Annotated in this window: 18 protein-coding genes; 6 read left to right on the top strand and 12 right to left on the bottom strand. The window is 65.1% G+C overall.

Annotated features, from left to right (window positions below):
* Window positions 1–56 precede the first annotated feature (56 nt).
* The 12 genes from IVB42_RS33560 to hpaR all read right to left on the bottom strand — a co-directional run bounded on the left by IVB42_RS33560 (window position 57) and on the right by hpaR (window position 17,087).
* Window positions 57–1,286 carry an acyl-CoA dehydrogenase family protein gene (locus IVB42_RS33560; protein WP_018456937.1) on the bottom strand — a complete coding sequence of 410 codons (1,230 nt, stop codon included), beginning with the start codon at window positions 1,284–1,286 and terminating at the stop codon, window positions 57–59.
* Window positions 1,287–1,480: 194 nt separating this feature from the next.
* Window positions 1,481–2,689, bottom strand: a complete 1,209-nt coding sequence (locus tag IVB42_RS33555; RefSeq protein ID WP_018456938.1) for an ABC transporter substrate-binding protein — start codon at window positions 2,687–2,689, stop codon at window positions 1,481–1,483.
* A 175-nt stretch (window positions 2,690–2,864) separates the two neighbouring features.
* Window positions 2,865–4,343: an FAD-dependent oxidoreductase gene (locus tag IVB42_RS33550; protein WP_247471868.1), complete on the bottom strand. Its 1,479-nt coding sequence runs from the start codon at window positions 4,341–4,343 to the stop codon at window positions 2,865–2,867.
* A 73-nt stretch (window positions 4,344–4,416) separates the two neighbouring features.
* Entirely contained in the window at window positions 4,417–5,043 is a 627-nt protein-coding gene (gene folE / locus IVB42_RS33545) for a GTP cyclohydrolase I FolE (protein WP_018456940.1), read from the bottom strand.
* 136 nt (window positions 5,044–5,179) lie between these two features.
* On the bottom strand, window positions 5,180–6,070 hold the full coding sequence (locus IVB42_RS33540) for an alpha/beta hydrolase (RefSeq protein ID WP_247394073.1): 891 nt from the start codon (window positions 6,068–6,070) through the stop codon (window positions 5,180–5,182).
* Between the two features lie 12 nt (window positions 6,071–6,082).
* Window positions 6,083–6,910 (bottom strand): metal-dependent phosphohydrolase, encoded by an 828-nt coding sequence (locus IVB42_RS33535; RefSeq protein ID WP_026233269.1) that lies wholly within the window; start codon window positions 6,908–6,910, stop codon window positions 6,083–6,085.
* 210 nt (window positions 6,911–7,120) lie between these two features.
* Window positions 7,121–7,999, bottom strand: coding sequence for a transglutaminase family protein (locus IVB42_RS33530; protein WP_085362335.1), 879 nt, complete (start codon window positions 7,997–7,999; stop codon window positions 7,121–7,123).
* Window positions 7,996–10,533 (bottom strand): circularly permuted type 2 ATP-grasp protein, encoded by a 2,538-nt coding sequence (locus IVB42_RS33525; protein WP_085352205.1) that lies wholly within the window; start codon window positions 10,531–10,533, stop codon window positions 7,996–7,998. Before IVB42_RS33525 ends, IVB42_RS33530 begins: the two co-directional genes overlap by 4 nt.
* Before the next feature lie 27 nt (window positions 10,534–10,560).
* Complete coding sequence (locus IVB42_RS33520) at window positions 10,561–13,830, bottom strand: transglutaminase family protein (RefSeq protein ID WP_247394093.1); 3,270 nt, start codon at window positions 13,828–13,830, stop codon at window positions 10,561–10,563.
* Between the two features lie 104 nt (window positions 13,831–13,934).
* Window positions 13,935–15,458, bottom strand: a complete 1,524-nt coding sequence (locus tag IVB42_RS33515; protein ID WP_018456946.1) for an altronate dehydratase family protein — start codon at window positions 15,456–15,458, stop codon at window positions 13,935–13,937.
* 93 nt (window positions 15,459–15,551) lie between these two features.
* Entirely contained in the window at window positions 15,552–16,328 is a 777-nt protein-coding gene (locus IVB42_RS33510; protein ID WP_018456947.1) for an aldolase/citrate lyase family protein, read from the bottom strand.
* Between the two features lie 240 nt (window positions 16,329–16,568).
* A complete protein-coding gene (gene hpaR / locus IVB42_RS33505) occupies window positions 16,569–17,087 on the bottom strand; it encodes a homoprotocatechuate degradation operon regulator HpaR (RefSeq protein ID WP_018456948.1) in 519 nt (172 codons plus the stop codon).
* A 110-nt stretch (window positions 17,088–17,197) separates the two neighbouring features.
* On the opposite strand from hpaR, the gene hpaH reads away from it, so the two are divergent.
* The 6 genes from hpaH to IVB42_RS33475 all read left to right on the top strand — a co-directional run bounded on the left by hpaH (window position 17,198) and on the right by IVB42_RS33475 (window position 23,541).
* Window positions 17,198–18,004, top strand: a complete 807-nt coding sequence (gene hpaH / locus IVB42_RS33500; RefSeq protein ID WP_247394096.1) for a 2-oxo-hept-4-ene-1,7-dioate hydratase — start codon at window positions 17,198–17,200, stop codon at window positions 18,002–18,004.
* Between the two features lie 30 nt (window positions 18,005–18,034).
* Complete coding sequence (locus IVB42_RS33495; protein WP_085362331.1) at window positions 18,035–18,433, top strand: 5-carboxymethyl-2-hydroxymuconate Delta-isomerase; 399 nt, start codon at window positions 18,035–18,037, stop codon at window positions 18,431–18,433.
* Window positions 18,426–19,964, top strand: a complete 1,539-nt coding sequence (gene hpaE / locus IVB42_RS33490; RefSeq protein WP_247394099.1) for a 5-carboxymethyl-2-hydroxymuconate semialdehyde dehydrogenase — start codon at window positions 18,426–18,428, stop codon at window positions 19,962–19,964. The genes IVB42_RS33495 and hpaE overlap by 8 nt, the downstream gene beginning before the upstream one ends.
* A gap of 66 nt (window positions 19,965–20,030) precedes the next feature.
* On the top strand, window positions 20,031–21,014 hold the full coding sequence (gene hpaD, locus IVB42_RS33485) for a 3,4-dihydroxyphenylacetate 2,3-dioxygenase (protein ID WP_247394102.1): 984 nt from the start codon (window positions 20,031–20,033) through the stop codon (window positions 21,012–21,014).
* 3 nt (window positions 21,015–21,017) lie between these two features.
* The gene (locus IVB42_RS33480; RefSeq protein WP_247394105.1) at window positions 21,018–21,887 is read left to right on the top strand and encodes a fumarylacetoacetate hydrolase family protein; all 870 of its coding nucleotides are present in this window, start codon (window positions 21,018–21,020) and stop codon (window positions 21,885–21,887) included.
* Window positions 21,888–21,912: 25 nt separating this feature from the next.
* Entirely contained in the window at window positions 21,913–23,541 is a 1,629-nt protein-coding gene (locus IVB42_RS33475; RefSeq protein ID WP_247394121.1) for a thiamine pyrophosphate-dependent enzyme, read from the top strand.
* Window positions 23,542–23,693 lie beyond the last annotated feature (152 nt).

Raw genomic sequence — 23,693 nt, 5'->3', positions numbered from 1 at the left:
ATGCCGCCTTGCTTTGCGCGGGAAAGAAGAAATGGGGCCGTCAGTGATGGCGTTTGCTAGCCCATCACCCCGCCACGCTTGATCAGCTCCTTCCCCACCGCGGCCAGATGCACCTGATCCGGTCCGTCGCCGATGCGGATGAAGCGGGCGTAGACGTAAGCACGCGCCAGGAACGTGTCCTGCGAGACGCCGGCAGCGCCGTGGATCTGGATGGCGCGGTCGATAACGCGGGCGGCCATGCTGGGCACCACGATCTTGGCGGCCGCAATCAGGTCGCGCGCGATCTTGTTGCCCTCGCGGTCCATCCTGTCGGCGGCTTGCAGCGTCAAGAGCCGCGCCTGCGCGATCTCGCAGAATGAGTGCGCGATGTCCTCACGCACCGAGCCCTGTTCTGCGAGCGGCTTGCCGAAGGCCGTGCGGGAGACCGCGCGCTGACACATCAATTCGAGCGCGCGCTGGGCGCAGCCGATCAGCCGCATACAATGGTGGATACGGCCGGGGCCGAGCCTGCCTTGCGCGATCTCGAAGCCGCGGCCCTCGCCGAGCAGGATGTTCTCCGCGGGCACGCGAACGTTCTCGTAGACGATCTCGGGATGGCCGACCGGCGCGTCGTCATAGCCGTAGGTCAGCATGTCGCGGACGATGCGCACGCCAGGCGTCGCTCTCGGCACCAGGATCATGGATTGCTGGCGGTGGCGATCGGGATCGTCGGGCGCGGTCTTGCCCATCACGATCAGGATCTCGCAATCCTCGTTCATCGCGCCCGAGGTGAACCATTTGCGGCCGTTGATGACGTAGTCGCCGCCGTCGCGCCTGATCTCGCACTGGATGTTGGTGGCATCGCTGGAGGCAACCTGCGGCTCCGTCATCGAGAAGCCGGAGCGGATGCGCCCTTCCAGCAGTGGCTTCAGCCAGCGCTCCTGCTGCGCCGGCGTACCGTAATTGGCCAGCACCTCCATGTTGCCGACGTCGGGCGCCGAGCAATTGAACACCTCCGGCGCCCAGAGGATGCGGCCCATGATCTCCTTCACCGGCGCGTATTCGAGATTGGTCAAGCCAGTGTTGTTGGGATCCTGGCCGTGCTCGCCGGAGAGGAACAGGTTCCAAAGCCCCTGCTCGCGCGCCAGCCGCTTCAGGTCCTGAAGGATCTGCGGCGTCCTGTAGCGTGTCGCTTCCGGCTTCACCTGCTCGTAGTAGAGCTCCTCGACCGGCTCGACATGCGTCCGCATGAACCGGCGGACCCGCTCCTGCAGCTCCAGCGAACGTTCGGAGTGTTGAAAATCCATGGGGTCCTCCTGTTCCCTTCTCCCCTTGTGGCAGAAGGTGGCGCGAAGCGCCGGATGAGGGGTTGTATCCGCGAGTTCAAATGTAGAGACGACTCGCGGAGAGATACCCCTCACCCGGCTCGCCGCTTCGCGGCGATCCACCCTCTCCCGCAAGGGGAGAGGGTGCACTGTCTATGCTGCCGCTCGCGTGCCCCTCACGTGCCGCGCAGCAGCTCGCTGGCGACGATCCAGTCGTTGCCGTTGAACTGGAGCATATAGCCGTCCTTGATCGGGCGGAAATCCTGCGGCGTGGTGTTGAGGGTGATGCCGGGCATCAGTAGCGATAGCGGCACGTTCTTCAAATTGGCCGCCTGCGCCATGATGTTCTCGCGCGTCAGATTGTCCTTGCACTGCTTCAGCAAGACCACCAATGCCTCGGCGACGGTGTAGCCGTAGAGACCCGCGACGTTGTTGACGTCGGCATTGGGCAGGCGCTTCTTCATGAAATCGATATAGGCCGTCATCGCCGGATCGTCCTTCGGCGCCTCGACGAACGGCTTGAGCGAGCCGAGCGAGAGCACGCCCTTGCCGGCATCGAGGCCGGCCGGGACCATCACAGTCGCCTTGTTGGCACAGCCCGAGGCGAGGAAGCGCGTCGCCTGCCAGCCGACCTCATGCGCTTTCCGAATCGCCTGGGCGCAGGCGCGCGGCGTCACCGAATAGATCATGAACACGTCGGCCTTGGTGTTGGCGAGCGTCAGCACCTGGGAATCGACGGTGGGGTCGGCGACCTCGAAGCTCGACGCCATCGCGATCGCCTTGTCGGCGTCGGCACCAAGCGCTTCCTTGACGCCGCGCAGATATTCCTTGCCGGCGTCGTCGTTCTGATAGAGCACCGCGAAGCGCGCGTTCGGGTTCTTGGCGCGGGCATAGGCGACGTCGATCGCGGCCTCGCTGGTGTAGTTCGGCGCCCATGGCAGTGCCATCGACCAGGGCATGTTGGCGGGATCGTTCCACTTCGAGGCCGAGCTGATCAGAAACAGCTGCGGCACCTTGTTGCTGTTGAGATATTTCGCGATCGCCGAGCTCGGCGCCGTGCCCATGGTCGCGAAGATGAAGGCGACGCCGTCACCCTCGACCAGCCGCCGCGCCGCTTCCATGGTCTTCGGCGGCGAGAAGGCGTCGTCGAGCGACAGGAGATTGAGCTTGCGGCCGTTGATGCCGCCCTTCTCATTGACCTCGTCGAAATACGCCGAGATCACCCTGCCGGTGATACCGAGGGGCGAAGCGGGGCCGCTATAGGGCATCGTGTTGCCGATCTTGATCTCGGTGTCGCTGATGCCGGGACCGTAGGATTTCTGCGCGGAGACAGGCGTGGACAGGCAGGCAGCCAAGGCTGCAGCCAGGACCAAAGCGGCTTTCATGGTTTCTCCCCGGTGATGATCGCCGCGCGACTTGGAGGCGCGACGTGCTGCTTTTGCCAGCACGTCAGATCAGCGGAGTTCCACAAGACGGTCTTGCGTCGAGTTGCTGATCAGCCGGTGCACAGCCGCCCTCGCGGGCAGCGCCATTGACGCAAATCGAGACCGGATGCGCGCCTCAGCCGCGCGTCCGCTCCATCTCCAGCTCGGCCTTGAGATTGTCGAGATCCCGATAAATTGAAGCAATCGCAAGAACGCGGCCGCCCTTGCGATACTTCAGCAGGCAGTCCTTGCCGGAAATGCTGCCGTCGATCGCGATATCGTCGAAGCTCTCGGCGTGGCCGACATAGTTGATCGGCACGTCATAGTGCTGCGACCAGAAGAACGGCACGGCCTCGAAGCGCTCCCGCTTGCCGAGCATGTTGCGCGCCGCGGTCTGGCCCTGCCGCTCCGCCACCACCCAGTGCTCGACGCGGATGGTTTGCCGCGAATGCGGATCGGGCCAGCGCGCGATGTCGCCGGCGGCGAAGATGCCGGATATGCTGGTCTCCAGATATTCGCTCACACTGACGCCCCGATCGGCCGCAAGCCCCGCCTGCTCGGCAAGCGCAAGGCGCGGCTTGGCGCCGATCCCGATCACGACCAGGTCGGCCTCGATCACGCCGCCGCTCTTCAACGTGGCGCGCGTGCCGTCCAGCTTTTCCACCGTGTCCTCGAGATGGAAGTTGACACCGTTCTCCTCATGCAGGGCGCGCACGAAGTCGCCCATCTCGGGACCGAGCACCTTCTGCATCGGCCGTTCGTCCGGCGCGACCACGTGCACCTCGATCTTGCGTGCCCGCAAGGAGGCCGCGACTTCGAGGCCGATGAAGCTGGCACCCATCACCAGCGCACGCTTGGCGCTGCCGGCCGCCTTGATGATGGCGCGGCTGTCGGCGACGGAGCGCAGGGTGTAGACATGAGGCTGGTCGGCACCCGGAATCTGCAATCGGACCGGCTCGGCGCCTGTCGCGAGTAGCAGCCGGTCGAACGGCAGCCTGTCGCCGTTGCCCAGCGTCACGCTGCGCGTCTTCGCCTCGATCGCGGCAACATTCGTGTTGAGCCTGAGATCGATGCCGGCGTCCCGATAATAGTCCTCGCCCCGCAGCGGCAGCCAATCCTCCGGCGCGTTGCCCGCGAGGTAATCCTTGGAAAGATTGGGCCGGTCGACCGGCATCGCGCTGTCATTGCTGAGCATGGTGATGGCGCCGGCAAAGCCCTCGCGACGGAGCGTCTCCGCCGCCGCGAAACCCGCCGCGCCGCCACCGATGATGACGAATTTTTCCGACGCTGGCGCTGTCCGGTGAGGTGCCGGAGGCTTCGGCATCTCGCGCTTGCGCTGGACGACGATCTTGTCCTGATCGCGCGAGACCTCCCACACCGCCAGCGCATTCAGCGCCGGCGGACGGGTCGCCTCGCCTGACCGCAAGGAGAAGCAGGCGTGATGCCAGGGACAGCGGATGGTGTCGCCAACCACCAGTCCTTCTGCGAGCGGACCGTGATAGTGGCTGCAGGCCGGCTCGATCGCAAAGATCTCGCTGCCGGCCTGCACCAGCAGGACGTCTTCCTCGCCGACATGGCCGAGCAATTTGCCGTCCTTGAATTCGCCGAGGGTCACGCCTCGGCTCAGGTCGGGCCCGCTTGGCTTCTTGTCTTCGGTCGTGGCGTTGCCTCCTTGAGCCGTCCGCGGATCAATCGTCCGAATTGGCCAGCCCCAGCAGCTCCTGGCGTGTCAACGCATTGTCGCGGAACACGCCGAGCATGCGGCTGGTGACGAGATCTGTCCCGGGCTTGTGCGCGCCGCGCGTGGTCATGCAGTGATGCGTCGCCTTGATGATGACCCCGACGCCTTCGGGCCTCAGCACATCGTTGATCGTGTTGGCGATCTGCGCGGTCATCTTCTCCTGGATCTGAAGCCGCTTGGCGTAGATGTCGACGAGACGCGCGAGCTTGGAGATGCCGACGACGCGCCCTTGCGGGATATAAGCGACCCAGGCGCGGCCGACGATCGGTGCCATGTGGTGCTCGCAATGGCTTTCGAAGCGAACGCCGCGCAGGACGATCATCTCGTCATAGCCTTCGATCTCCTCAAAGGTCTTTTGCAGGATTTCGGTCGGATCCTGCGCATAGCCGGAGAAATACTCCTCGAAGGCGCGCGCGACCCGGTCCGGCGTGTCGCGCAGACCGTCGCGCGCGGGATCGTCGCCTGCCCAGCGGATCATGGTCCGGATCGCCTGCTCGACCTCCGCCCTCTCAGGCCGCTCGCTCGGCGCCTGCGCGACCGCGACACGTTCCAGCCTGCGCGTTTGCGTCTTCATCGAAAACTCCCCTGCAACGAACCGCATACAGAAGGCGGCCCACAGCTTTGGACGGCTGCGATCGGAAAAGGTTCCCGGAATCAGGAAAAATCGGAAGCTGTGAGAGCGGCAAGACAGCGGGACGAGAAATCCGGCGCTATGAGGCCGCTTTCCGTACATAGAGCACGGCCTGGGCCCATTCGGCCGGCCGCTCCTGCGGTAAATTGTGGCCGGCCCCTGTAAAGACGCGCCGCTCGAAAAAGCCCACGAATTTGCCTGCGTGGTGAGCGGTGCCGGAATTGACGCCGTCGCTGTCACCGTCGATCGCGATGGTCGGTACCCGAACCAGGGGCTGGGCGGCGAGCTTCGCCTCGATCGCGGCATAGGCGGGATCGCCCGCGACCAGCGCGTAACGATGTCGATAGGAGTGGATCACGACATCGACGAAATCGGGATTGTCGAACGAGATGGCGCTGGTCTCGAACGTCGCGTCGTCGAAGGCCCATCTCGGCGACCACATCAACCAGAGCTGGCGCGCAAAACCGCGCCGGTTGCGCTCCAGCGCACGGCGGCCGCGTTCGTTGTGGAAGAGATATTGATACCAGAGCGCCGCCTCCTCCGGTGGCGAAGCCGGCTCCATCGAGCGCGCGATGTTCTGGATGTTGTAGGAATTGCCCGAGACGAGCGCGATCACGCGCTCCGGACGCAGCACCGAGACCACGCAGGCTGCGCGCCCGCCCCAGTCGTAACCGCCGACGACCGCGCGCGCAATTCCAAGCGCATCCATGAAGGCCAGCAGATCGGCGCCCAGCGCCGCCTGCTCGCCGGAGCGCAACGTCGCAGCGGAGCGGAATCGCGTCGGCCCGTAGCCGCGCAGCCAGGGCACCAGGACCCGGGCGCCCGCTTGCGCCATGATCGGCGCGGTCTCGGCATAGGCGTTCACGTCGTAGGGAAAGCCGTGACCCATGATGCAGGGCCAGCCGTCCGGCGCGCCGTATTCGCGATAGGCGATGTCGAGGATATCGGTGGTGACCGTTTTTTGTTGCATTAGAAAGCGGAGCTATTTTTGCGGCCCGGATAACGTGATGTCACGCTCGGCGCGGAACACGTTGCTGTAGAGGTTGGCGATCCACTGCCGACCGATCTCGGTCTTGTTGAGGTAACCGATCTCGGTCTGGATGTGCGGCGCGACGCTATTCCAATAGAACTGCGGATAGCGGTTCACGATGTCGGCCGGCGAATCGTAGCCGAGCTGGCGGTTGATGCCGACTTCCTCGAACTCGTAGTAGAGCGCATTGGCCTTGCGCAGATAATTGGGGTCGCCGAGCTGGCCGATGAAGTCGGCGGCGCGCAGGATCGAGGCCTCGTCGTCATAGTCCTGGCCTTCCCGGGCCGGAAACCGGGTGCCCTCGATGGCGCGGGCGATGCGCTCCGGATCGAGCCCCGGAATGTGTCGCAGCCGCCGCGAAACATAAAGCTTGGAACGGTCGACATGATACATCATCAGGCTTGCATCCGAGGCGCCGCGCGGCAGTGACACCTTGGTGCCGGCTGCATCGATGACGAAGCCATCGGTGTCATCCTCCTCGAACAGGCCGCGCACATAGCCGATGTCATGGGCCAGGCAGGCGATCAGGACATGGACATAGTCTTCCGCCGACAGATGGGCGTGAAGATATCGGCCGCTGAGGATGGAGTGACCCGCCAGCGTCACCAGCATCGTATGCTCGATATTGTGATAAAGCGCGTCGCTATTGCCGATGCATTCCATCGCCGTGCGGGTTGCGCTCTCGACGATGCGCGCAGAGGGCTCGTCGAACCGGCGACGCATGAACGAGCCCAGCAATTTTTCAAGGGAGTCCGCCGCCAGTTTCGGTAACGTCATCATGGATGCAGCCCCGTCTGTCGGTGGTTTTCCACGCCAATTCCCGACGTCTCATTCTCGTCCTCGAGCAGGCGCCAGCATAGCCCATCTTGGCCGACTGGCCAAACCCGGGGGCGCAAACTCGGAAATATGTTGCGGTTTGTGCCCCGCGATATCGCGGTTGCGGTGCAGACCCGCCACACCCGGGATGGGTGTCGCGGGCAGGACCCGCAATCATTCCACCAACAGCACGTCGACGGCGACGTCGAGCTTCTGCTTCGGCGAGCCGACGATGATGCCGTCGACCGGCGAAACGTCGGAGAAGTCGCGGCCGACTGCGAGCACGATATGGTCGCCAGCAACCATAAGATCGTTGGTCGGGTCGAAATCGACCCAGCCAAGCTCGTCCCCGCACCACAGCGACACCCAGGCATGGGTGGCGTCGGCGCCCTGCAGGGGCGGCTGGCCCGCCGGCGGAATGGTGCGCAAATATCCGCTGACATAGGCCGCGGGCAGGCCCAGCCCGCGCAAGCCCGCAATCATGACATGGGCAAAATCCTGACAGACGCCATGGCGCTTGACGAAGACCTCGTTGAGCGGCGTCGAGATCACCGTCGCCTTGGGGTCGTAGCGAAATTCGGTGCGGATGCGATGCATCAGATCGACCGCCCCGGCAAGGATGCCCGCGCCGGGCGCAAAGCTTTCCGCCGCATAGGCGCTGACCGGTCCCAGCACCGGCACTAGCGGGCTCGCAAAGACATAGCCGACCGGCGAGGACGGCCCGAGGCTCGTCGCCTCGAAGGCGATGTCGCGAATGTTCTCCCAAGCCGGGCTGACAGCGGCGCGCGCCGGCGGCTGGCGCGACACCTTCACGCGAGAGCGGGAATCGATGCGCAGGGTGCGATGCGCGGCCTCGATCACGACACTCTCGGTCAACGTGCCGAAGAAATCGCGCCGGACGCTACGCTCCGCAGGGCGCGGACGGATCTCGACCTTATGCGAAATCAGCTCCTGGCCATTGCCGCTCCTCGGCTCCAGCCGCAGCGTGCAGCGCGCGAAGCTAACCGGGCTCTCGTATTCGTAGGTGGTGACGTGACGGATATCGTAGATCACGCCAGCCCCGTCAGCTTTTCCGGCCGGCTCGCATTGGGACCGTGCGGGAAGTAGTGCTGCCCGACCGCCTCGGCGAGGCTGAGCAGATCCTGCTCCAGGGCGAACAGCGTCTTGACCTCGAGCTTTTCGGCCTGCGCGGTCGCGAGCATCGCCTGCAGCGCGACCGCAAGCCGCTGCGGCTTCTCGATCAGGCCGTGCTCCTTCAGGCTCGGCAGTGCGGCGATGTGTTCGTTCAGCGTCGTCACCTGGAACGCCACGGAACGCGGATTGTAATTGTCGAGCACGGCGAGGTCTCGCACCGGCGCCAGGATCGGCGCCAGCAGATAGCGCGAGCGGTAGGTGATTTGGCAATCCACCAGCGTCAGCAGGATATCGAGATCCTCGTCGCCGGCCTCGTCATAGGCAAACTGCCGGGCAAAGCGCGTGGTGTTGATGGCGCGCTCGGTGCGCCGACCGATATCGAGGAAGCGCCAGCCGGCGGCGCGGTTCATGTTCTCATGCGCAAGGCCGGCAAAGCTCGCGAGCTCCTGCAAGGTCAACTCGGCCGCGCTCAGCACGCTGTCGTCGTCCTCGACCTCGACGGCCAGCCGCTCGACCATCTCCGTGATGACTTGCCAGGCATCGGGCGACAGCCGCTCGCGCAAGGAGGTCGCCGTGCGCTGGGCCGCGCGGACCAGCGACAGTGCCGAGCCGAAACGCTCCGGGCTCTGCAGCGCTTCGGCAACGATGCGGCCGGGCGCCGCGCGCGAGGTCTGCGAGATCGCGCCCCAAGTCACCAGCAGGCGCTGGATACGTTCCGCCGATTGCAGTGAGGCCGCGGTGCCCTTGTTGGGCCCGCTCGGCGAGCCCAGCGCCCGCACCAGCCGCAGCGTCGCCTCGGCGCGTTCGAGATAGCGGCCGAGCCAGAACAGATTGTCGGCGGCGCGGCTCGGCAGCACGCCGGCGATACGGCGGATGCGCACCTTGTCGATCGCAGGCAGCAGCGTCGCGGTCGAGACCTGCTTGTCCGAGACCACCCAGACGTCGGCGGAGCGCGCGCCGTCGCCCATCGACACCGCGCGCGCATCCGGCTGCTCGGCGATCCGGCAGAAGCCGCCGGGCATGATGGCCCACCCGTCCGGCGTCGCGGCTGCGAACACGCGCAGCACGAAGGGACGCGGCGTGATTTGCCCCTGTTCCCACACCGGCATGGTCGAGAGCCGCACCACCTCCTGGCCGACATAGTCCATGCCGCGCGCAGCGATGGCGTCGCTCAGGCGCCGGCGCCCGGCGGCGTCGAGTTCGCTCGCAAGCACCGGACCGTTGCTGTCGAAACCGGGAACGCCGCGCCGATACGCGCCTTCGATCGCGACCTCGTCGAGCCGCGACAACACTTCGTCGCGCGCCGAGCGCTGGCCGCACCACCAGGTCGCGATGTGCGGCATCTTCAGCTCTTCGCCGAGCAGCCGGCGGCTGAGCGCCGGCAGGAAGCCGAGCATCGCGCGCGCCTCGAGGACACCCGAGCCCGGCATGTTGGCGACGACGACGCCGTCCTTGCGCAGCACGTCGATCAGGCCGGGGACCCCGAGCCGTGACGAGGCATCGAGCTCGAGCGGATCGAGCGAATTGGAATCGACACGGCGCAGCAGCACGTCGAGGCGCTTGAGGCCTGCAACCGTGCGGATGTGGATATGATTGTCGCTGACGGCGAGATCGTCGCCCTCGACCAGCAGGAAGCCGAGATAGCGCGCCAGCGTCGCGTGCTCGAAATAGGTCTCGCTGAAGCTGCCCGGCGTGAGCACGCCAATCCGCGGTTCGTCGCGGTCGGCGCGCGCCCGAAGACTGTCGCGAAACGCCTCGAAGAATGGTGCGACGCGCGGGACGTTCATCGACTTGTAGAGATCCGAGAAGGCGCGCGAAAGCACCAGGCGGTTCTCCAGCGCATAGCCCGCACCCGACGGCGCCTGCGTGCGATCGCCGAGCACCCACCAGCGTCCGTCGGGCCCGCGGCCGACATCGGCGGCATAGAGCGAGAGATAGCGCCCGCCCGGCGGCGGCACGCCGCAGGCGGGACGGAGATATTCGGGGCTCCCCGCGATCGCGGCCGCCGGCAGCGCGCCTTCGGCGACGAGGCGGCCCTCGCCATAGATGTCACGCAGCACGAGCTCGAGCAACTCGGCGCGCTGGGTGATGCCGTCGGACAGCTGCTTCCAGTCGGCCTCGTCAATCAGCAGCGGCAGATGGCTGATCGACCAGGGCCGGTCGGCGCTCTCGCCGGGCGCGCGATAGGTGACGCCGGCCTCGCGGAGATGACGGTCGGCCATGCCAAACCGCCGCTCAACCTCATCGGGCGCGAGCGCACCGAAGGCATCGAAGAAGCGGCTCCAGACCGCGCGGGGCTTGCCGTCCGGGCCGAGAAACTCGTCGGGGATGTCGGGCAGGCGCCTGTAGTCGCGGACCCATTGCGCGAAGCGGCGCTGGCCTTCGCGCTGGCCATCACGTTGACCTTGCGCCTGACCCGCCTTGTCGTCCTCTTCGGCTGCGCCCTCGGCCATGCGCCACTCCCTGCCCCGGCATCATACTCATTGCAGGAGCGGGGTCCGCAAGTCGAGGGTCAGCGGAAACTCATTTGTGCGTTCCTCGGGCGGCGGCTGCATCGGACCCGGCGTATGGCCATGGTCCTGGAAGCGCGCCAGCCGCCGCGCCTCGGCCTCGTAGGTGTTGACGGGCTTGGTGTCGTAGCTGCGGCCGCCGGGATGGGCGACGTGATAGACGCAGCCGCCGAGCGAGCGGCCGTTCCAGGTGTCGATGAGGTCGAAAGTCAGGGGCGCGTGAACGGGAATGGTCGGATGCAGGCCGGAGGCCGGCTGCCAGGCCTTGAAGCGGACGCCGGCCACGGCTTCACCAGAGCGGCCGGTGGCGGTCATCGGCAGGCGGCGGCCGTTGCAGGCGACGATATGGCGGCCCGCGACGAAGCCTTCCGCCTTGACCTGAAGCCGCTCGACCGACGAGTCGACATAGCGCACGGTGCCGCCGGCCGAGCCCTCCTCGCCGAGGACGTGCCAAGGCTCCAGCGCCTGCCGCAGCTCCAGCGTCACGCCGCCATGATGGATGCGGCCGAACGCGGGGAAGCGGAATTCGAGCTGGGCCAGATACCATTCAGGCTCGAACGGATACCCGGACTGCTTCAACTCGGTGAGCACTTCGAGGAAATCCTCCCAGATGAAGTGCGGCAGCATGAAGCGGTCGTGCAGCGCGGTGCCCCATCGCACGAACTTGCCTTGTTGCGGCTCGCGCCAGAATTTTGCGATCAGCGCGCGGATCAGCAGCTGCTGCGCCAGCGACATGCGTGGATCCGGCGGCATTTCGAGCGCGCGGAATTCGACCAGGCCGAGGCGTCCGGTCGTGCCATCAGGTGAATAGAGCTTGTCGATGCAGATCTCGGCGCGATGGGTGTTGCCGGTGATGTCGACGAGGAGATGCCGGAACAAGCGATCCACCAGCCACAGCGGCGCCTGAGTGCCCGGCGGCGGCACGTGCGTGAGTGCGACCTCGAGCTCGTAAATGCTGTCGTGGCGGGCTTCGTCGATGCGTGGTGCCTGGCTGGTCGGGCCGATGAACAGGCCGGAGAAGAAATAGGACAGCGCCGGATGCCGCTGCCAGTGCAACACCAGGCTCTTCAACAGATCAGGCCGGCGCAGGAACGGCGAGTCCTGCGGGCTCGAGCCGCCGACCACGACGTGATTGCCGCCGCCGGTGCCGGTGTGGCGGCCATCGACCAGGAAGCGGTTGGCGCCGAGGCGCGTCTTGCCCGCATCCTCATAGAGCCCGACGGTAATGTCGACCGCCTCGCGCCAGTTCTTTGCCGGCTGGACGTTGACCTCGATCACGCCGGGATCGGGCGTCACCTTGATGACGTCGACGCGCGGATCGAACGGCGGCGGATAACCCTCGACATGGACCTGGAGCTGCATCTCCTCGGCCGTGGCTTCGAGCGCCGCGATCATCTCGAGATAATCCTCGATCTGCTCGACCGGCGGCATGAAGGCACAGAGCACGCCGTCGCGGACCTCAACCGACATCGCGGTGCGAACCGGCACGGAGGTATTGAGCTCTTCGGGCTCGAGCCGCTCCGGCGAGTCCGGACGCGCCGGAAGGCTGAACACGGGCAGCTTGCCGCGGGCCTCCATCGGATCCCGCTCGACGATGTAGGGATATTGATCGGGCGGGACATAGCCGAGCGAGTCCAGCGGCAGGCGCAAGCCGAGCGGGGAATCCCCCGGCATCAGGAAAAGATGACTGCGCCGGAGCTGCCAGCGCTCACTGCGCCAGCGTGGTGCCGCATTCCAGCGCTGCACCGGCAGCACGAAGCCGCGAGGATTGTTGAGCCCCTGCTCGAATACACGCGCCATCCGCGCGCGGGCCTCCGGATCGGATAATTTGGAATCGGAGGGATCGACGTTGACGGGAAGCTCGGATTCCTTCTGCAGCCAGTACGCGGTGTCCTCATAGGCCGGCATGATGTAGCCGGGATCGAGCCCAAGCCGCAGCGCCGCGCCCTCCACGAACGCCTGGACGTCCTTGGCCTGCGCCGGCCGCGGATTTTCGATGCTGGCGATGAGGTCGGCATTCTTCCAGATCGGCACGCCGTCCTTGCGCCAGTACAGGCCAAATGCCCACCGCGGCAGGCTTTCGCCGGGATACCATTTGCCCTGACCGAAGTGCAGCAGGCCCCCGGGTCCGAAACGCGCGCGCAGGCGGCGGATCAGATCGTCGGCGAGCCCGCGCTTGGTCGGACCGACAGCGTCCGTGTTCCACTCGGCGCCTTCGAGATCATCGACGGAGACGAAGGTCGGCTCGCCGCCCATGGTCAGACGCACGTCCTGCGCCGCAAGATCGCCGTCGACCTGCTCGCCGAGATCGTTGAGCCGTATCCAGGATTCGTCCGAGAACGGTTTTGTGATGCGCGGCGCCTCGCGAATGCGCTTGACGCTCATGTCGAAGGCGAATTCGACCTCGGCAAAGCCCGCGCCGCCGGAGATCGGCGCGGCCGAGCGGTAGTGCGGTGTCGCGGCGACCGGGATGTGGCCCTCGCCCGCGAGCATGCCCGAGGTCGCGTCGAAGCCGATCCAGCCTGCACCCGGCAGGTAGACCTCGGCCCAGGCGTGCAAATCGGTGAAATCGTTCTCGACCTCCGGCGGCCCCTCGATCGGATCGATGTCGGGACGGACCTGGATCAGATAGCCGGAGACGAAACGGGCGGCGAGACCGAGGTGCCGGAAGGTCTGGATCAGGAGCCAGGCGGAGTCGCGGCACGAGCCGGCCGCGGAGGAGAGCGTCTCCTCCGGCGTCTGCACGCCCGCTTCCATGCGGATGACGTAGCCGATCTTTTTCTGCAGCTCCCTGTTGAGATCGACCAGGAAGTTGACGGTGTTCGGGGCTTCGTGCGGGATCGTGTCGAGATATTTCGCGAACAGCCGATCGGGCTTGACGGTCTCGAGATAAGGCGCGAGTTCGGTCTTGAGATCTTGCGTATATTCGAACGGAAAGCTGTCGGCATAGGGCTCGACGAAGAAGTCGAACGGATTGACCGTGGTCATCTGCGCCGTGAAATCGACCTCGATCTTGAGCTCGGTCGTCTTCTCCGGGAAGACGTAGCGCGCGATCCAATTGCCTAGCGGATCCTGCTGCCAGTTCACGAAATGATTGGCCGGCGTGACCTTGAGCGAATAGCTCAGGATCGGCGTGCGGGTATGCGGCGCCGGCCGCAGACGGATGGTCTGCGGGCCGAGATCGATCGGGCGGTCGTATTTGTAATGCGTGACGTGGTGTAATGCGACGTAGATCGACACGGGGTGCGGTACTCCAGCAGCTTTTTTGAGCAGAACACCGCTGGTGACCTCGATCAAGCACTAACAACGGGCAGACCGTGCCTACGGCACGGGCTACGCCTTTGCTACATCGTCGCGCCCAGCACCCAGGGCGCGAACTCGGCGCCGCCGAAATCAAAACTCTCGCTCTTGGTCGGCTGTCCGGACGCGGTCTTGAGGATGAGATCGAAAATGCGCTGGCCGCACTGCTGGACGCTCTCCTCGCCTTCGAGGATGGTGCCGCAATTGACGTCCATGTCCTCTTCCATGCGCTTGTACATGGGCGTGTTGGTCGCGAGCTTGATCGAAGGCGCCGGCTTGCACCCGAACACGCTGCCGCGACCCGTGGTGAAGCAGACCAGATTGGCGCCGCCGGCGACCTGCCCGGTCGCGGCAACGGGATCGTAGCCAGGCGTGTCCATGAACACGAAACCCTTCTTGGTGATGGGTTCGGCGTAGCGCAGCACCTCGACGAGATTGGTGGTGCCGGCCTTCGCCATCGCGCCGAGCGACTTCTCCAAAATGGTGGTGAGACCGCCGGCCTTGTTGCCCGGGCTGGGATTGGCGTTCATCTCGGCGCCTTCGCGCGTCGTGTATTCGTCCCACCAGCGCATGAGATCGACCAGCTTCTCGCCGACTTCGCGGCTGACGGCGCGGCGCGTGAGCAAATGTTCGGCGCCATAGGTCTCCGGCGTCTCCGACAGGATCACGGTGCCGCCGTGACGTACGATGAGATCGCTGGCCGCACCCAGCGCCGGATTGGCGGAAACACCGGAATAGCCGTCCGAACCGCCGCATTGCAGCGCCACGGTCAATTCGCTCACCGGAACGGACTCGCGCTTGACCTTGTTGGACTCCGCGAGTGCCTCGCGCACGAAGGCAATTCCGGCTTCCACCGTCTTGCGGGTGCCGCCGACTTCCTGGATGTCCATCGCACGCAGACGTCCCGCGAGCTTCTGCTCCTCCATCAGGCCGCCGATCTGGTTCACCTCGCAGCCGAGGCCGAGCACGATCACATGAGAGAAGTTCACGTGCCGTGCATAACCACCGAGCGTGCGGCGGAGCAGCGCTAAGGGCTCGTTCTGCGTCATGCCGCAGCCGGTCTTGTGGGTCAGCGCGACCACGCCGTCGACATTGGGGAAGTCGGCCAGCGGATTGTCGCCGGTGAACGGATTCTTCTTGAAGACGTCGGCGACGAGGCTTGCGACATGCGCGCTGCAATTCACCGAGGTGAGGATGCCGATGTAGTTGCGCGTGGCGACGCGGCCGTCCGGACGGCGGATGCCTTCGAAACTCGCCGGCAGATCGAAATTCGGCGTCGGCTTGACGTCGACGCAATAGGCATAGTCCTTGGCGAAATCGCCCATGCCGCAGTTCTGCACGTGCACGTGCTGGCCCGGCGCGATCGGCACCGTCGCAAAGCCGATGATCTGGCCGTAGCGTATCACCGGCTCGCCCAATGCGATCGGCTTGATCGCGACCTTGTGGCCGGAAGGAATGCGCTCGACCGTCGTCACGCCGTCGGCCACCAATGTTCCCGGCGGCAAGCTCGCGCGCGCGATCAGCACGCCATCATCGGGATGCAGGCGAATGACGGGGCTGATGGTCATGGGAGGTCTCCTTCAGACGAATAGTGAGTAGCGAGTGGCGAATGGAAAAGGGGAGCAGCTCATTCGCTACTCCCCATCGCCATTCGCGAGTTCTCAGGCCTTGCCGCCGGAATCCTTCCGGGTGGCGTTGACCTGCATCTTGGCGTAGGTCGTCATCAGGCCGACCTCGTTCGAGAGCGTCACCAGCTTGAAGCCCATGTTGATGGCGCGCGCGGCACCTTCGGCGCCGCTGCAATGGATGCCCGGATTGAGGCCGCGCTTGCCGCACTCCTTGATGATCTTCTCGTAGATCGCAAGGATCTCGGGCTCGGTGCGATCGAGCTTCGGTTCGAGGCCGTAGGAGAAGCCGAGGTCGGACGGGCCGATATAGACGCCGTCGATGCCTTCGACGTCGAAGATCGCTTCCATGTTCTCGACCGCGGTTTTGGTCTCCATCATCGGCAGCAGCACGATGTCGTCGTTGGCCGTCTTCTGGTAGGAGCCCGCGGTGCCGTACATGCCGGCGCGGATCGGGCCGTTGGAGCGGACGCCCTTCGGCGGGTACTTGGCATAGGAGACGAGGTTCCTGGCTTCCTGCGGCGTGTTGACCATCGGGCAGATCACGCCATAGGCGCCGCCATCGAGCACCTTGCCGATGATGCCGGGCTCGTTCCAGGGCACGCGGACCATCGGCGTGATCGGATGCTTGTCCATCGCCTGGAAGCACTGCACCATCGACAGATAATCCTGCACGCCGTGCTGCATGTCGACGGTGACGCTGTCGAAGCCGCATTGCGCGATCATCTCGGCCGAGAAGCCGGAGGGAATCGCGAGCCACGCGTTGACCACGGCCTTGCCCGACTTCCAGATTTCCTTGACCTTGTTCGCCACGTTGCCTTCCTTCTTTGTTTTGGACCTTCGTCACCATGACGAGCGCCGCGACAGCACGATGCCGTTATTAGCGCGAACCCGACCGCCGCGCTACGCTCGCGATGACGCAAGGTTTCACTTGGCAAAGGCGGCGCAATCCGTCCCGGCGCGCCGATTTTTGCGCATCGGCTGCGGGGCACTTTGAGCGAAAAAATGCGGCGATGTCCATGATTGTTGCCGCGCGCTCGCGCATATCTGCTTTCACTCCTCGGCACTTGCCTCCTCGCCCGCGCCGAGCCCTGCGAGACTTTGTTCGAGCTCGCTGAGCATCTCCTGCAATTCGACGAGCTTGCGCGCGCCAAAGCGTCGCGTGATCTCGGCATAAATCGCTTCGGAGGACGGCGCGACGGAAGCCATCAGCTTCACGCCCTTTTCCGAGATCGAGACCATGCTGCGGCGCTGGTCCGCCTTGGCGGTCTTGCGCTCGATCAGATTGCGCGCCTCGAGATCACGCAGGATGCGCGACAGGCTCGGGCCGAGCAGGAACGCGGTGCGCGCGAGTTCCGTGACCTCGACCGTGTCGATCGCCGCGAGCGCGCGCAGGATGCGCCATTGCTGCTCGGTCAGGCCATGCGTGCGCAGCGAGGGACGGAATTGCCGCATCACCGCTTCGCGTGCCCGCAGCAACGACATCGGCAGCGAACGCGAGAAGTCACGCATCGGCACCTGCCGCACGGCGGGCTCGCTTCCATTCGCAGGATCAGCCGGTCTCTTCGTCATGACGCCCTTTCAAGCCGCGAAACGTTTGCAGTGCAGCAAGCCAATTTGCGATTGACGCATTAACTTAACATGTTAAGTATTTTCCGGCACCACGATTTGTAAGATTACACATGGCGCTTTCGAACGACGATATCCGAGCTTGCGCGAACCGTCTGCACCAGGCGGAGAAGACCCGCACGCAGATCCGGCAGCTCTCGCAGGACTTTCCCGACATCAGCATCGCTGACGCCTACGCGATTCAGAAGGCCTGGGTCGACGTCAAGGTCGCCGAGGGGCGCATCGTCCGGGGACACAAGATCGGCCTGACCTCGAAGGCGATGCAGAGCGCGCTTGGCATCAACGAGCCGGATTCCGGCGTATTGCTCGACGACATGTTCTTCGCCGATGGTGGCCTCGTCCCGACGGAGCGCTTCATCGCGACGCGCGTGGAAGCCGAGCTCGCCTTCGTCATGAGCAAACGCCTCGCGGGCCCCGACTGCACACTGTTCGACGTGCTCAACGCCACCGACTTCGTGGTGCCGGCGCTGGAGATTCTGGACACGCGGATCGAGCGCGTCGATCCCCAGACCAAGGCGACCCGAAAGATCTTCGACACCATTGCCGACAACGCGGCCAATGCCGGCATCGTGCTCGGCGGACGGCCGATCCGCCCGCCGGACGCGGACCTGCGCTGGATCGGCGCGCTCTGTTTCAAGAACGGCCAGCTGGAAGAGACCGGCCTTGCCGCCGGCGTGCTCAATCATCCCGCGACTGCAGTCGCCTGGCTCGCCAACAAGATCGCACCGCTCGGCCTTGCGCTTGAGCCCGGGCAAATCGTGCTCGCCGGCTCTTTCATCCGTCCGATCGAGACCCGCAAGGGCGACACAATTCAAGCCGATTATGGCGCCTACGGCTCGGTGAGCTGCTACTTCGCTTAGACGACCAAAAAGACAGGGAGTGAAACCGCGATGCCGCATTTCACGATCGAATATTCGGCGAATCTCGACGACCGCCTCGACATCGGCGCGGCGTGTGAGGTGGTGCGCAAGGCTGCGGTCGAGACCGGCATCTTCCCGCTCGGCGGCATCCGCGTCCGCGCTGTCAAATGCGAGCATTATGCGATTGCGGACGCGCGGCAGGATTACGGCTTTCTCGACATGGTGCTGCGCATCGGCGAAGGCCGCGATCTGCCAACCCGCAAGAAAGCCGGCGAACAAATCTTCCAGGCGCTCTCCCGCCATCTTGATCCCGTCTTCGCAAGCTCGAAATTCGCGCTCTCGTTCGACATGCAGATCAACGACAAGGATACGAGCTGGAAGCGCAACAACATCCACGACGCCCTGAAAGCGGAGGCCGCCTATGGATAAGCCCACGCCGAAAACCGACGTATTCCAGGCCAATCGCGACCGCATCGCACCGCTGCTGAAGACGCTGCGTGCCGACGGTATCGGCCACATGATCGACGGCAAGATCGTGCCGTCGATCTCCGGCGAGACGTTCGAGACGAAATCGCCGGTCGACGGCGCGACGCTGGCGAGCGTCGCCCGCGGCAATGCCGAGGATGTCGATCGCGCCGCCACCGCTGCCGCACTCGCCTTCAAATCCTGGCGCGACATGGGGCCGGCGATGCGGAAGAAGCTGCTGCATCGCGTGGCCGACGCCATCGAGGACAATGCCGAGGACATCGCGGTGCTCGAATGCATCGACACCGGCCAGGCCTATCGCTTCATGGCCAAGGCCGCGATCCGCGCCGCCGAGAATTTCCGCTTCTTCGCCGACAGATGCGGCGAGGCGCGCGACGGCCAGAACACACCGAGCGACGAGCATTGGAACGTCTCGACGCGCGTGCCGATCGGCCCGGTCGGCGTGATCACGCCGTGGAATACGCCGTTCATGCTTTCGACCTGGAAGATCGCCCCTGCCCTCGCGGCCGGGTGCACCGTCGTGCACAAGCCGGCGGAATGGTCGCCGATCACGGCGGCCATTCTTGCGAAGCTCGTCAAGGAAGCCGGCGTGCCCGACGGCGTGCTCAATACCGTACATGGCTTTGGCGAAGAGGCCGGCAAGGCATTGACCGAGCATCCCGCCATCAAGGCGATCGGCTTCGTCGGCGAAAGTTCGACGGGCTCGGCGATCATGGTTCAGGGCGCGCCGACCTTGAAGCGCGTGCATTTCGAACTCGGCGGCAAGAACCCGGTGATCGTGTTCGACGACGCCGATCTCGACCGCGCGCTCGATGCGGTCGTGTTCATGATCTACTCGCTCAACGGCGAGCGCTGCACGTCGTCGAGCCGCTTGCTGATCCAGGCCGGCATCGCCGAAAAATTCGTCGAAAAGCTGACCGCACGGGTGAAAGCGCTGAAGGTCGGCCATCCCCTCGATCCCGCCACCGAGATCGGGCCGCTGATCCACGAACGTCATCTCGCGAAGGTCTGCTCCTATTTCGACGTCGCACGCCAGGACGGCGCGACGATTGCCGTCGGCGGCAAGGCCTATGATGGCCCGGGCGGCGGATATTATGTCGAGCCGACCCTGGTGACCGGCGCACACGGCAAGATGCGCGTGGCGCAGGAAGAGGTGTTCGGCCCCTTCCTCACCGTGCTGCCCTTCAAGGACGAAGCAGACGCGATCGAGATCGCCAACGACATCCGCTACGGCCTGACCGGCTATGTCTGGACCAACGATGTCGGCCGCGCGTTGCGTGTCGCGGATGCGCTGGAAGCCGGCATGATCTGGCTGAACTCGGAAAACGTCCGCCATCTGCCGACGCCGTTCGGCGGCATGAAGGCCTCCGGCATCGGCCGCGACGGCGGCGATTACTCGTTCGATTTCTACATGGAAACCAAGCACGTCTCGCTGGCGCGGGGCACGCATAAGATTCAGAAGCTGGGAATCTAACGCCCGCGGTTCCTCGGCGCGCGGAGCGCCAACGAGGAATGGCTGGGTCTAGAGAGGGGAAACGCAATGCCCGTACCGCAACATATCTTCGAGCCGCCGTTCAACATCATCCGCTCCAGCCACGCCGTGCTGGACGTCACCGACGTGAAGCTCAGCCGCGAGTTCTATGAAAGCGTTGTCGGCCTGCATGTCGAGGACGCCGACGACAAGGTCGTCTACTTGCGCGCCGCCGAGGAGCATCAGCATCACTCGCTGGTGTTGCGCAAGGCGGCCGCGCCTGCCTGCAACCGCCTCGGCTTCAAGGTCGGCAACGACGGGGATCTGGACAAGGCTGCGAAGTTCCTGTCCGAGAACGGCCTTGGCTACGCCTTCGTCGATCAGCCGTTCCAGGGCCGCACGCTGCAGTTCACCGACCCCTTCGGCTTCCAGATCGAGCTATATGCGTCGATGGACCGGCGGCCGCATCTGCTGCGCCGCTACGATCTCTACAGGGGCTGCCATCCGCAGCGGCTCGACCATTTCAACGTGTTCGCCGCCGAGGTGCAGGACACCGTCGAATTCTACGCCCGGCTCGGCTTTCGCCTCACCGAATACGCGGAGGAGGACGGACCGAACGGGCGCATCGCCGCCGCCTGGATGCATCGCAAGGGCAATGTCCACGACTTTGCCATCACCAACGGCAAGGGCCCGCGGCTGCACCACTTCGCGTACTGGACGCCGACGGCGATGAACATCATCCATCTCTGCGATGTCATGGCCTCGCAGGGCTTCGTGAAGAACATCGAGCGGGGCCCCGGCCGCCACGGCATCTCGAATGCGTTCTTCCTTTATGTTCGCGACCCCGATGGCCACCGGCTGGAGCTCTACACCAGCGACTATTTCACCGGCGATCACGACCACGAGCCGCTGCGCTGGTCGCTGCGCGATCCGCGCCGCCAGACATTGTGGGGCGCGCCGGCCCCGCGCTCCTGGTTCGAGCAGGGTTCGCCGTTCGCCGGGCAAGCCGTGCGCGAGCCGAAGTTCGTGGCCGACGTGCTGGTGGCGGATTAAGCAATGACACTCCCTCGCCTCGCCACCTATTCCGTCAAGGGTGCCGTCAGCTACGGCGCCGTCGTTGACGGCGGCATTGTCGATCTCTCCGCGCGCCACGCCAAGGACTATCCGACGCTGCGCGAGGTGATCGCGGCGGGAAAGCTCGCGAGCCTCGCCGAAGAGGCTGCCGGCCGCACGCCCGATCACACACTCGGCGACATCATCTGGCTGCCGCCGGTGCCCGCGCCGGAAAAGATCATCTGCATCGGCGTCAACTATCCCGACCGCAATGCCGAGTACAAGGACGGCCAGGACGCGCCGAAATATCCGAGCATGTTCATGCGCTCGCCGCGCTCCTTCGTCGGCCACGACACGCCGCTGGTGCGCCCGCGCGCCTCCGCGCAGCTCGACTATGAAGGCGAGATCGTGCTGGTGATCGGCAAGCAAGGCCGACACATTCCGGAAAGTTCTGCGCTCGATCACATCGCCGCGCTGACGCTCTGCAACGAAGGCTCGGTGCGCGACTGGCTGCGCCATGCCAAGTTCAACGTCACGCAGGGCAAGAACTTCGATTCCAGCGGCAGCCTTGGCCCGTGGCTGGTGCCCTACACGCAGGAATCGCAGATTGCCGACATCCGCCTCACCACGCATGTCAATGGCGAGCTGCGCCAGGACGACCGCACCAGCCGATTGATGTTCCCGTTCCGCTATCTCATCAGCTATATCTCGACCTTCGCAACGCTTGTCCCCGGCGACGTCATCGTCACGGGCACGCCGACCGGCGCCGGCGCGCGGTTCGATCCGCCGCGCTATCTGAAGCCGGGCGATGTTATCGAAGTCGCGTCCGATGGCATCGGGACCTTGCGAAACGGCGTCGTCAACGAAGCCTGAACACCGATTGAAATGGAATAATGCCATGACCACCCTCACCGGCGGCGAAGCGATCGTAAGCGGCCTTGTCGCTCATGGCGTTGACACCGTGTTCGGCCTGCCCGGCGCGCAGGTCTACGGCCTGTTCGACGCCTTCCACCAGGCCCAGCTCAAGGTGATCGGCGCGCGGCACGAGCAGGCCTGCGGCTACATGGCGTTCGGCTATGCCCGTTCCAGCGGCAGGCCCGGCGTGTTCAGCGTGGTGCCCGGCCCCGGCGTGCTCAACGCCAGCGCCGCGCTGCTCACCGCCTTCGGCTGCAACGAGCCGGTGCTGTGCGTCACCGGCCAGGTGCCGACGCAATTTCTCGGCAAGGGCCGCGGCCATCTGCATGAGATGCCGGACCAGCTCGCGACCTTACGCACCTATGTGAAATGGGCGGACCGGATCGAATATCCCGGCAACGCGCCGACCACCGTCGCGCGCGCCTTCCAGGAGATGACATCCGGACGGCGTGGCCCCGCCTCGGTCGAAATGCCCTGGGACGTCTTCACCCAACGCGCGGACACGGCTGCAGCACAGGTGCTGGAACCTTTGCCGGCGCCGCAGCCCGACCCTGATATGATCAAGCAGTCGGCCGCGCTGATCAAGAACAGCAAGGCGCCGATGATCTTCGTCGGTAGCGGCGCAATCGAAGCGCGCGAGGAGATTCTCGAACTCGCCGAGATGATCGACGCGCCCGTCGTCGCCTTCCGCAGCGGCCGCGGCATCGTCTCCAATGCGCATGAGCTCGGCCTGACCATGGCGGCGGCCTACAAGGTGTGGCCGACGACCGATTTGATGATCGCGATCGGCACGCGCGCCGAACTGCCGGCATCGGGCTTCCGCTGGCCGTATCAGCCGAAGGGACTGAAATCCATTCGTGTCGATATCGATCCGGCCGAGATGCGCCGGCTCGCCTCCGATGTCGCTATCGTCGCCGATGCCAAAGCCGGCACCGCCGATCTGGTCGCAGCCGTGAAGAAGGCCGGCTATGCCAGGACCAGCGGCCGGCGGGGAGCGATCCGCGAGGCCACTGCGACAGCGCACGCCGAGATCCAACGCATCCAGCCGCAAATGGCGTATCTCAACATCCTGCGCGAGGTGCTGCCGGCGAACGCGATCGTGACCGATGAATTGTCCCAGTTCGGTTTCGCCTCCTGGTACGGCTTTCCGATCTACGAGCCGCGCACCTTCATCACATCAGGCTATCAGGGCACGCTCGGCTCGGGCTTCCCGACCGCCCTCGGCGCCAAGGTCGCAAATCCCGACAAGCCGGTGGTGGCGATCACCGGCGACGGCGGCTTCATGTTCGGCGTGCAGGAGCTGGCCACCGCCGTCCAGTTCAACATCGGCGTGGTGACGCTGGTGTTCAACAACAACGCCTACGGCAATGTCCGCCGCGACCAGCGCGAGCGCTTCGACGGCCGCGTGGTGGCCTCGGATCTGGTCAATCCGGATTTCGTCAAACTCGCGGAGTCCTTTGGCGTCGCCGCTGCGCGCGTCACCGCGCCGGATCAGTTCAAGGCGGCGATGGAGAAGGCGCTCGCCCATGGCGGGCCGTATCTGATCTCGGTGGAAGTGACGCGGGATTCGGAAGTGAGCCCGTGGGCATTCATCCACCCGCCGAAGCCGTAAACGAAGCATCGTCGTTCCGGAACTCTTTCCTTCTCCCCTTGCGGGAGAAGGTGGATCGCTGACGCGCAGCGGCGGCGAGACGGATGAGGGGCTGTCTCCGCGGATGGAGACCCCTCATCCGCCTTCCCTTTCGGGAAGGCACCTTCTCCCAA

Origin of the sequence: Bradyrhizobium sp. 45, from assembly GCF_023073155.1 — a bacterium.
GTDB classification, from domain to species: Bacteria; Pseudomonadota; Alphaproteobacteria; order Rhizobiales; family Xanthobacteraceae; genus Bradyrhizobium; species Bradyrhizobium canariense_D.
Note: the sequence above shows the minus strand (reverse complement) of the source record. Positions and strands in the feature narration are given on the sequence as shown.

Excerpts from the sequence above, each read along its gene's own strand:
- IVB42_RS33560 (WP_018456937.1), bottom strand. The coding sequence starts at position 1,286 with ATGGATTTTCAACACTCCGAACGTTCGCTGGAGCTGCAGGAGCGGGTC.
- IVB42_RS33555 (WP_018456938.1), bottom strand. The coding sequence starts at position 2,689 with ATGAAAGCCGCTTTGGTCCTGGCTGCAGCCTTGGCTGCCTGCCTGTCC.
- folE (WP_018456940.1), bottom strand. The coding sequence starts at position 5,043 with ATGAAGACGCAAACGCGCAGGCTGGAACGTGTCGCGGTCGCGCAGGCG.
- IVB42_RS33540 (WP_247394073.1), bottom strand. The coding sequence starts at position 6,070 with ATGCAACAAAAAACGGTCACCACCGATATCCTCGACATCGCCTATCGC.
- IVB42_RS33535 (WP_026233269.1), bottom strand. The coding sequence starts at position 6,910 with ATGATGACGTTACCGAAACTGGCGGCGGACTCCCTTGAAAAATTGCTG.
- IVB42_RS33525 (WP_085352205.1), bottom strand. The coding sequence starts at position 10,533 with ATGGCCGAGGGCGCAGCCGAAGAGGACGACAAGGCGGGTCAGGCGCAA.
- IVB42_RS33515 (WP_018456946.1), bottom strand. The coding sequence starts at position 15,458 with ATGACCATCAGCCCCGTCATTCGCCTGCATCCCGATGATGGCGTGCTG.
- hpaR (WP_018456948.1), bottom strand. The coding sequence starts at position 17,087 with ATGACGAAGAGACCGGCTGATCCTGCGAATGGAAGCGAGCCCGCCGTG.
- hpaH (WP_247394096.1), top strand. The coding sequence starts at position 17,198 with ATGGCGCTTTCGAACGACGATATCCGAGCTTGCGCGAACCGTCTGCAC.
- IVB42_RS33495 (WP_085362331.1), top strand. The coding sequence starts at position 18,035 with ATGCCGCATTTCACGATCGAATATTCGGCGAATCTCGACGACCGCCTC.
- hpaE (WP_247394099.1), top strand. The coding sequence starts at position 18,426 with ATGGATAAGCCCACGCCGAAAACCGACGTATTCCAGGCCAATCGCGAC.
- hpaD (WP_247394102.1), top strand. The coding sequence starts at position 20,031 with ATGCCCGTACCGCAACATATCTTCGAGCCGCCGTTCAACATCATCCGC.
- IVB42_RS33480 (WP_247394105.1), top strand. The coding sequence starts at position 21,018 with ATGACACTCCCTCGCCTCGCCACCTATTCCGTCAAGGGTGCCGTCAGC.
- IVB42_RS33475 (WP_247394121.1), top strand. The coding sequence starts at position 21,913 with ATGACCACCCTCACCGGCGGCGAAGCGATCGTAAGCGGCCTTGTCGCT.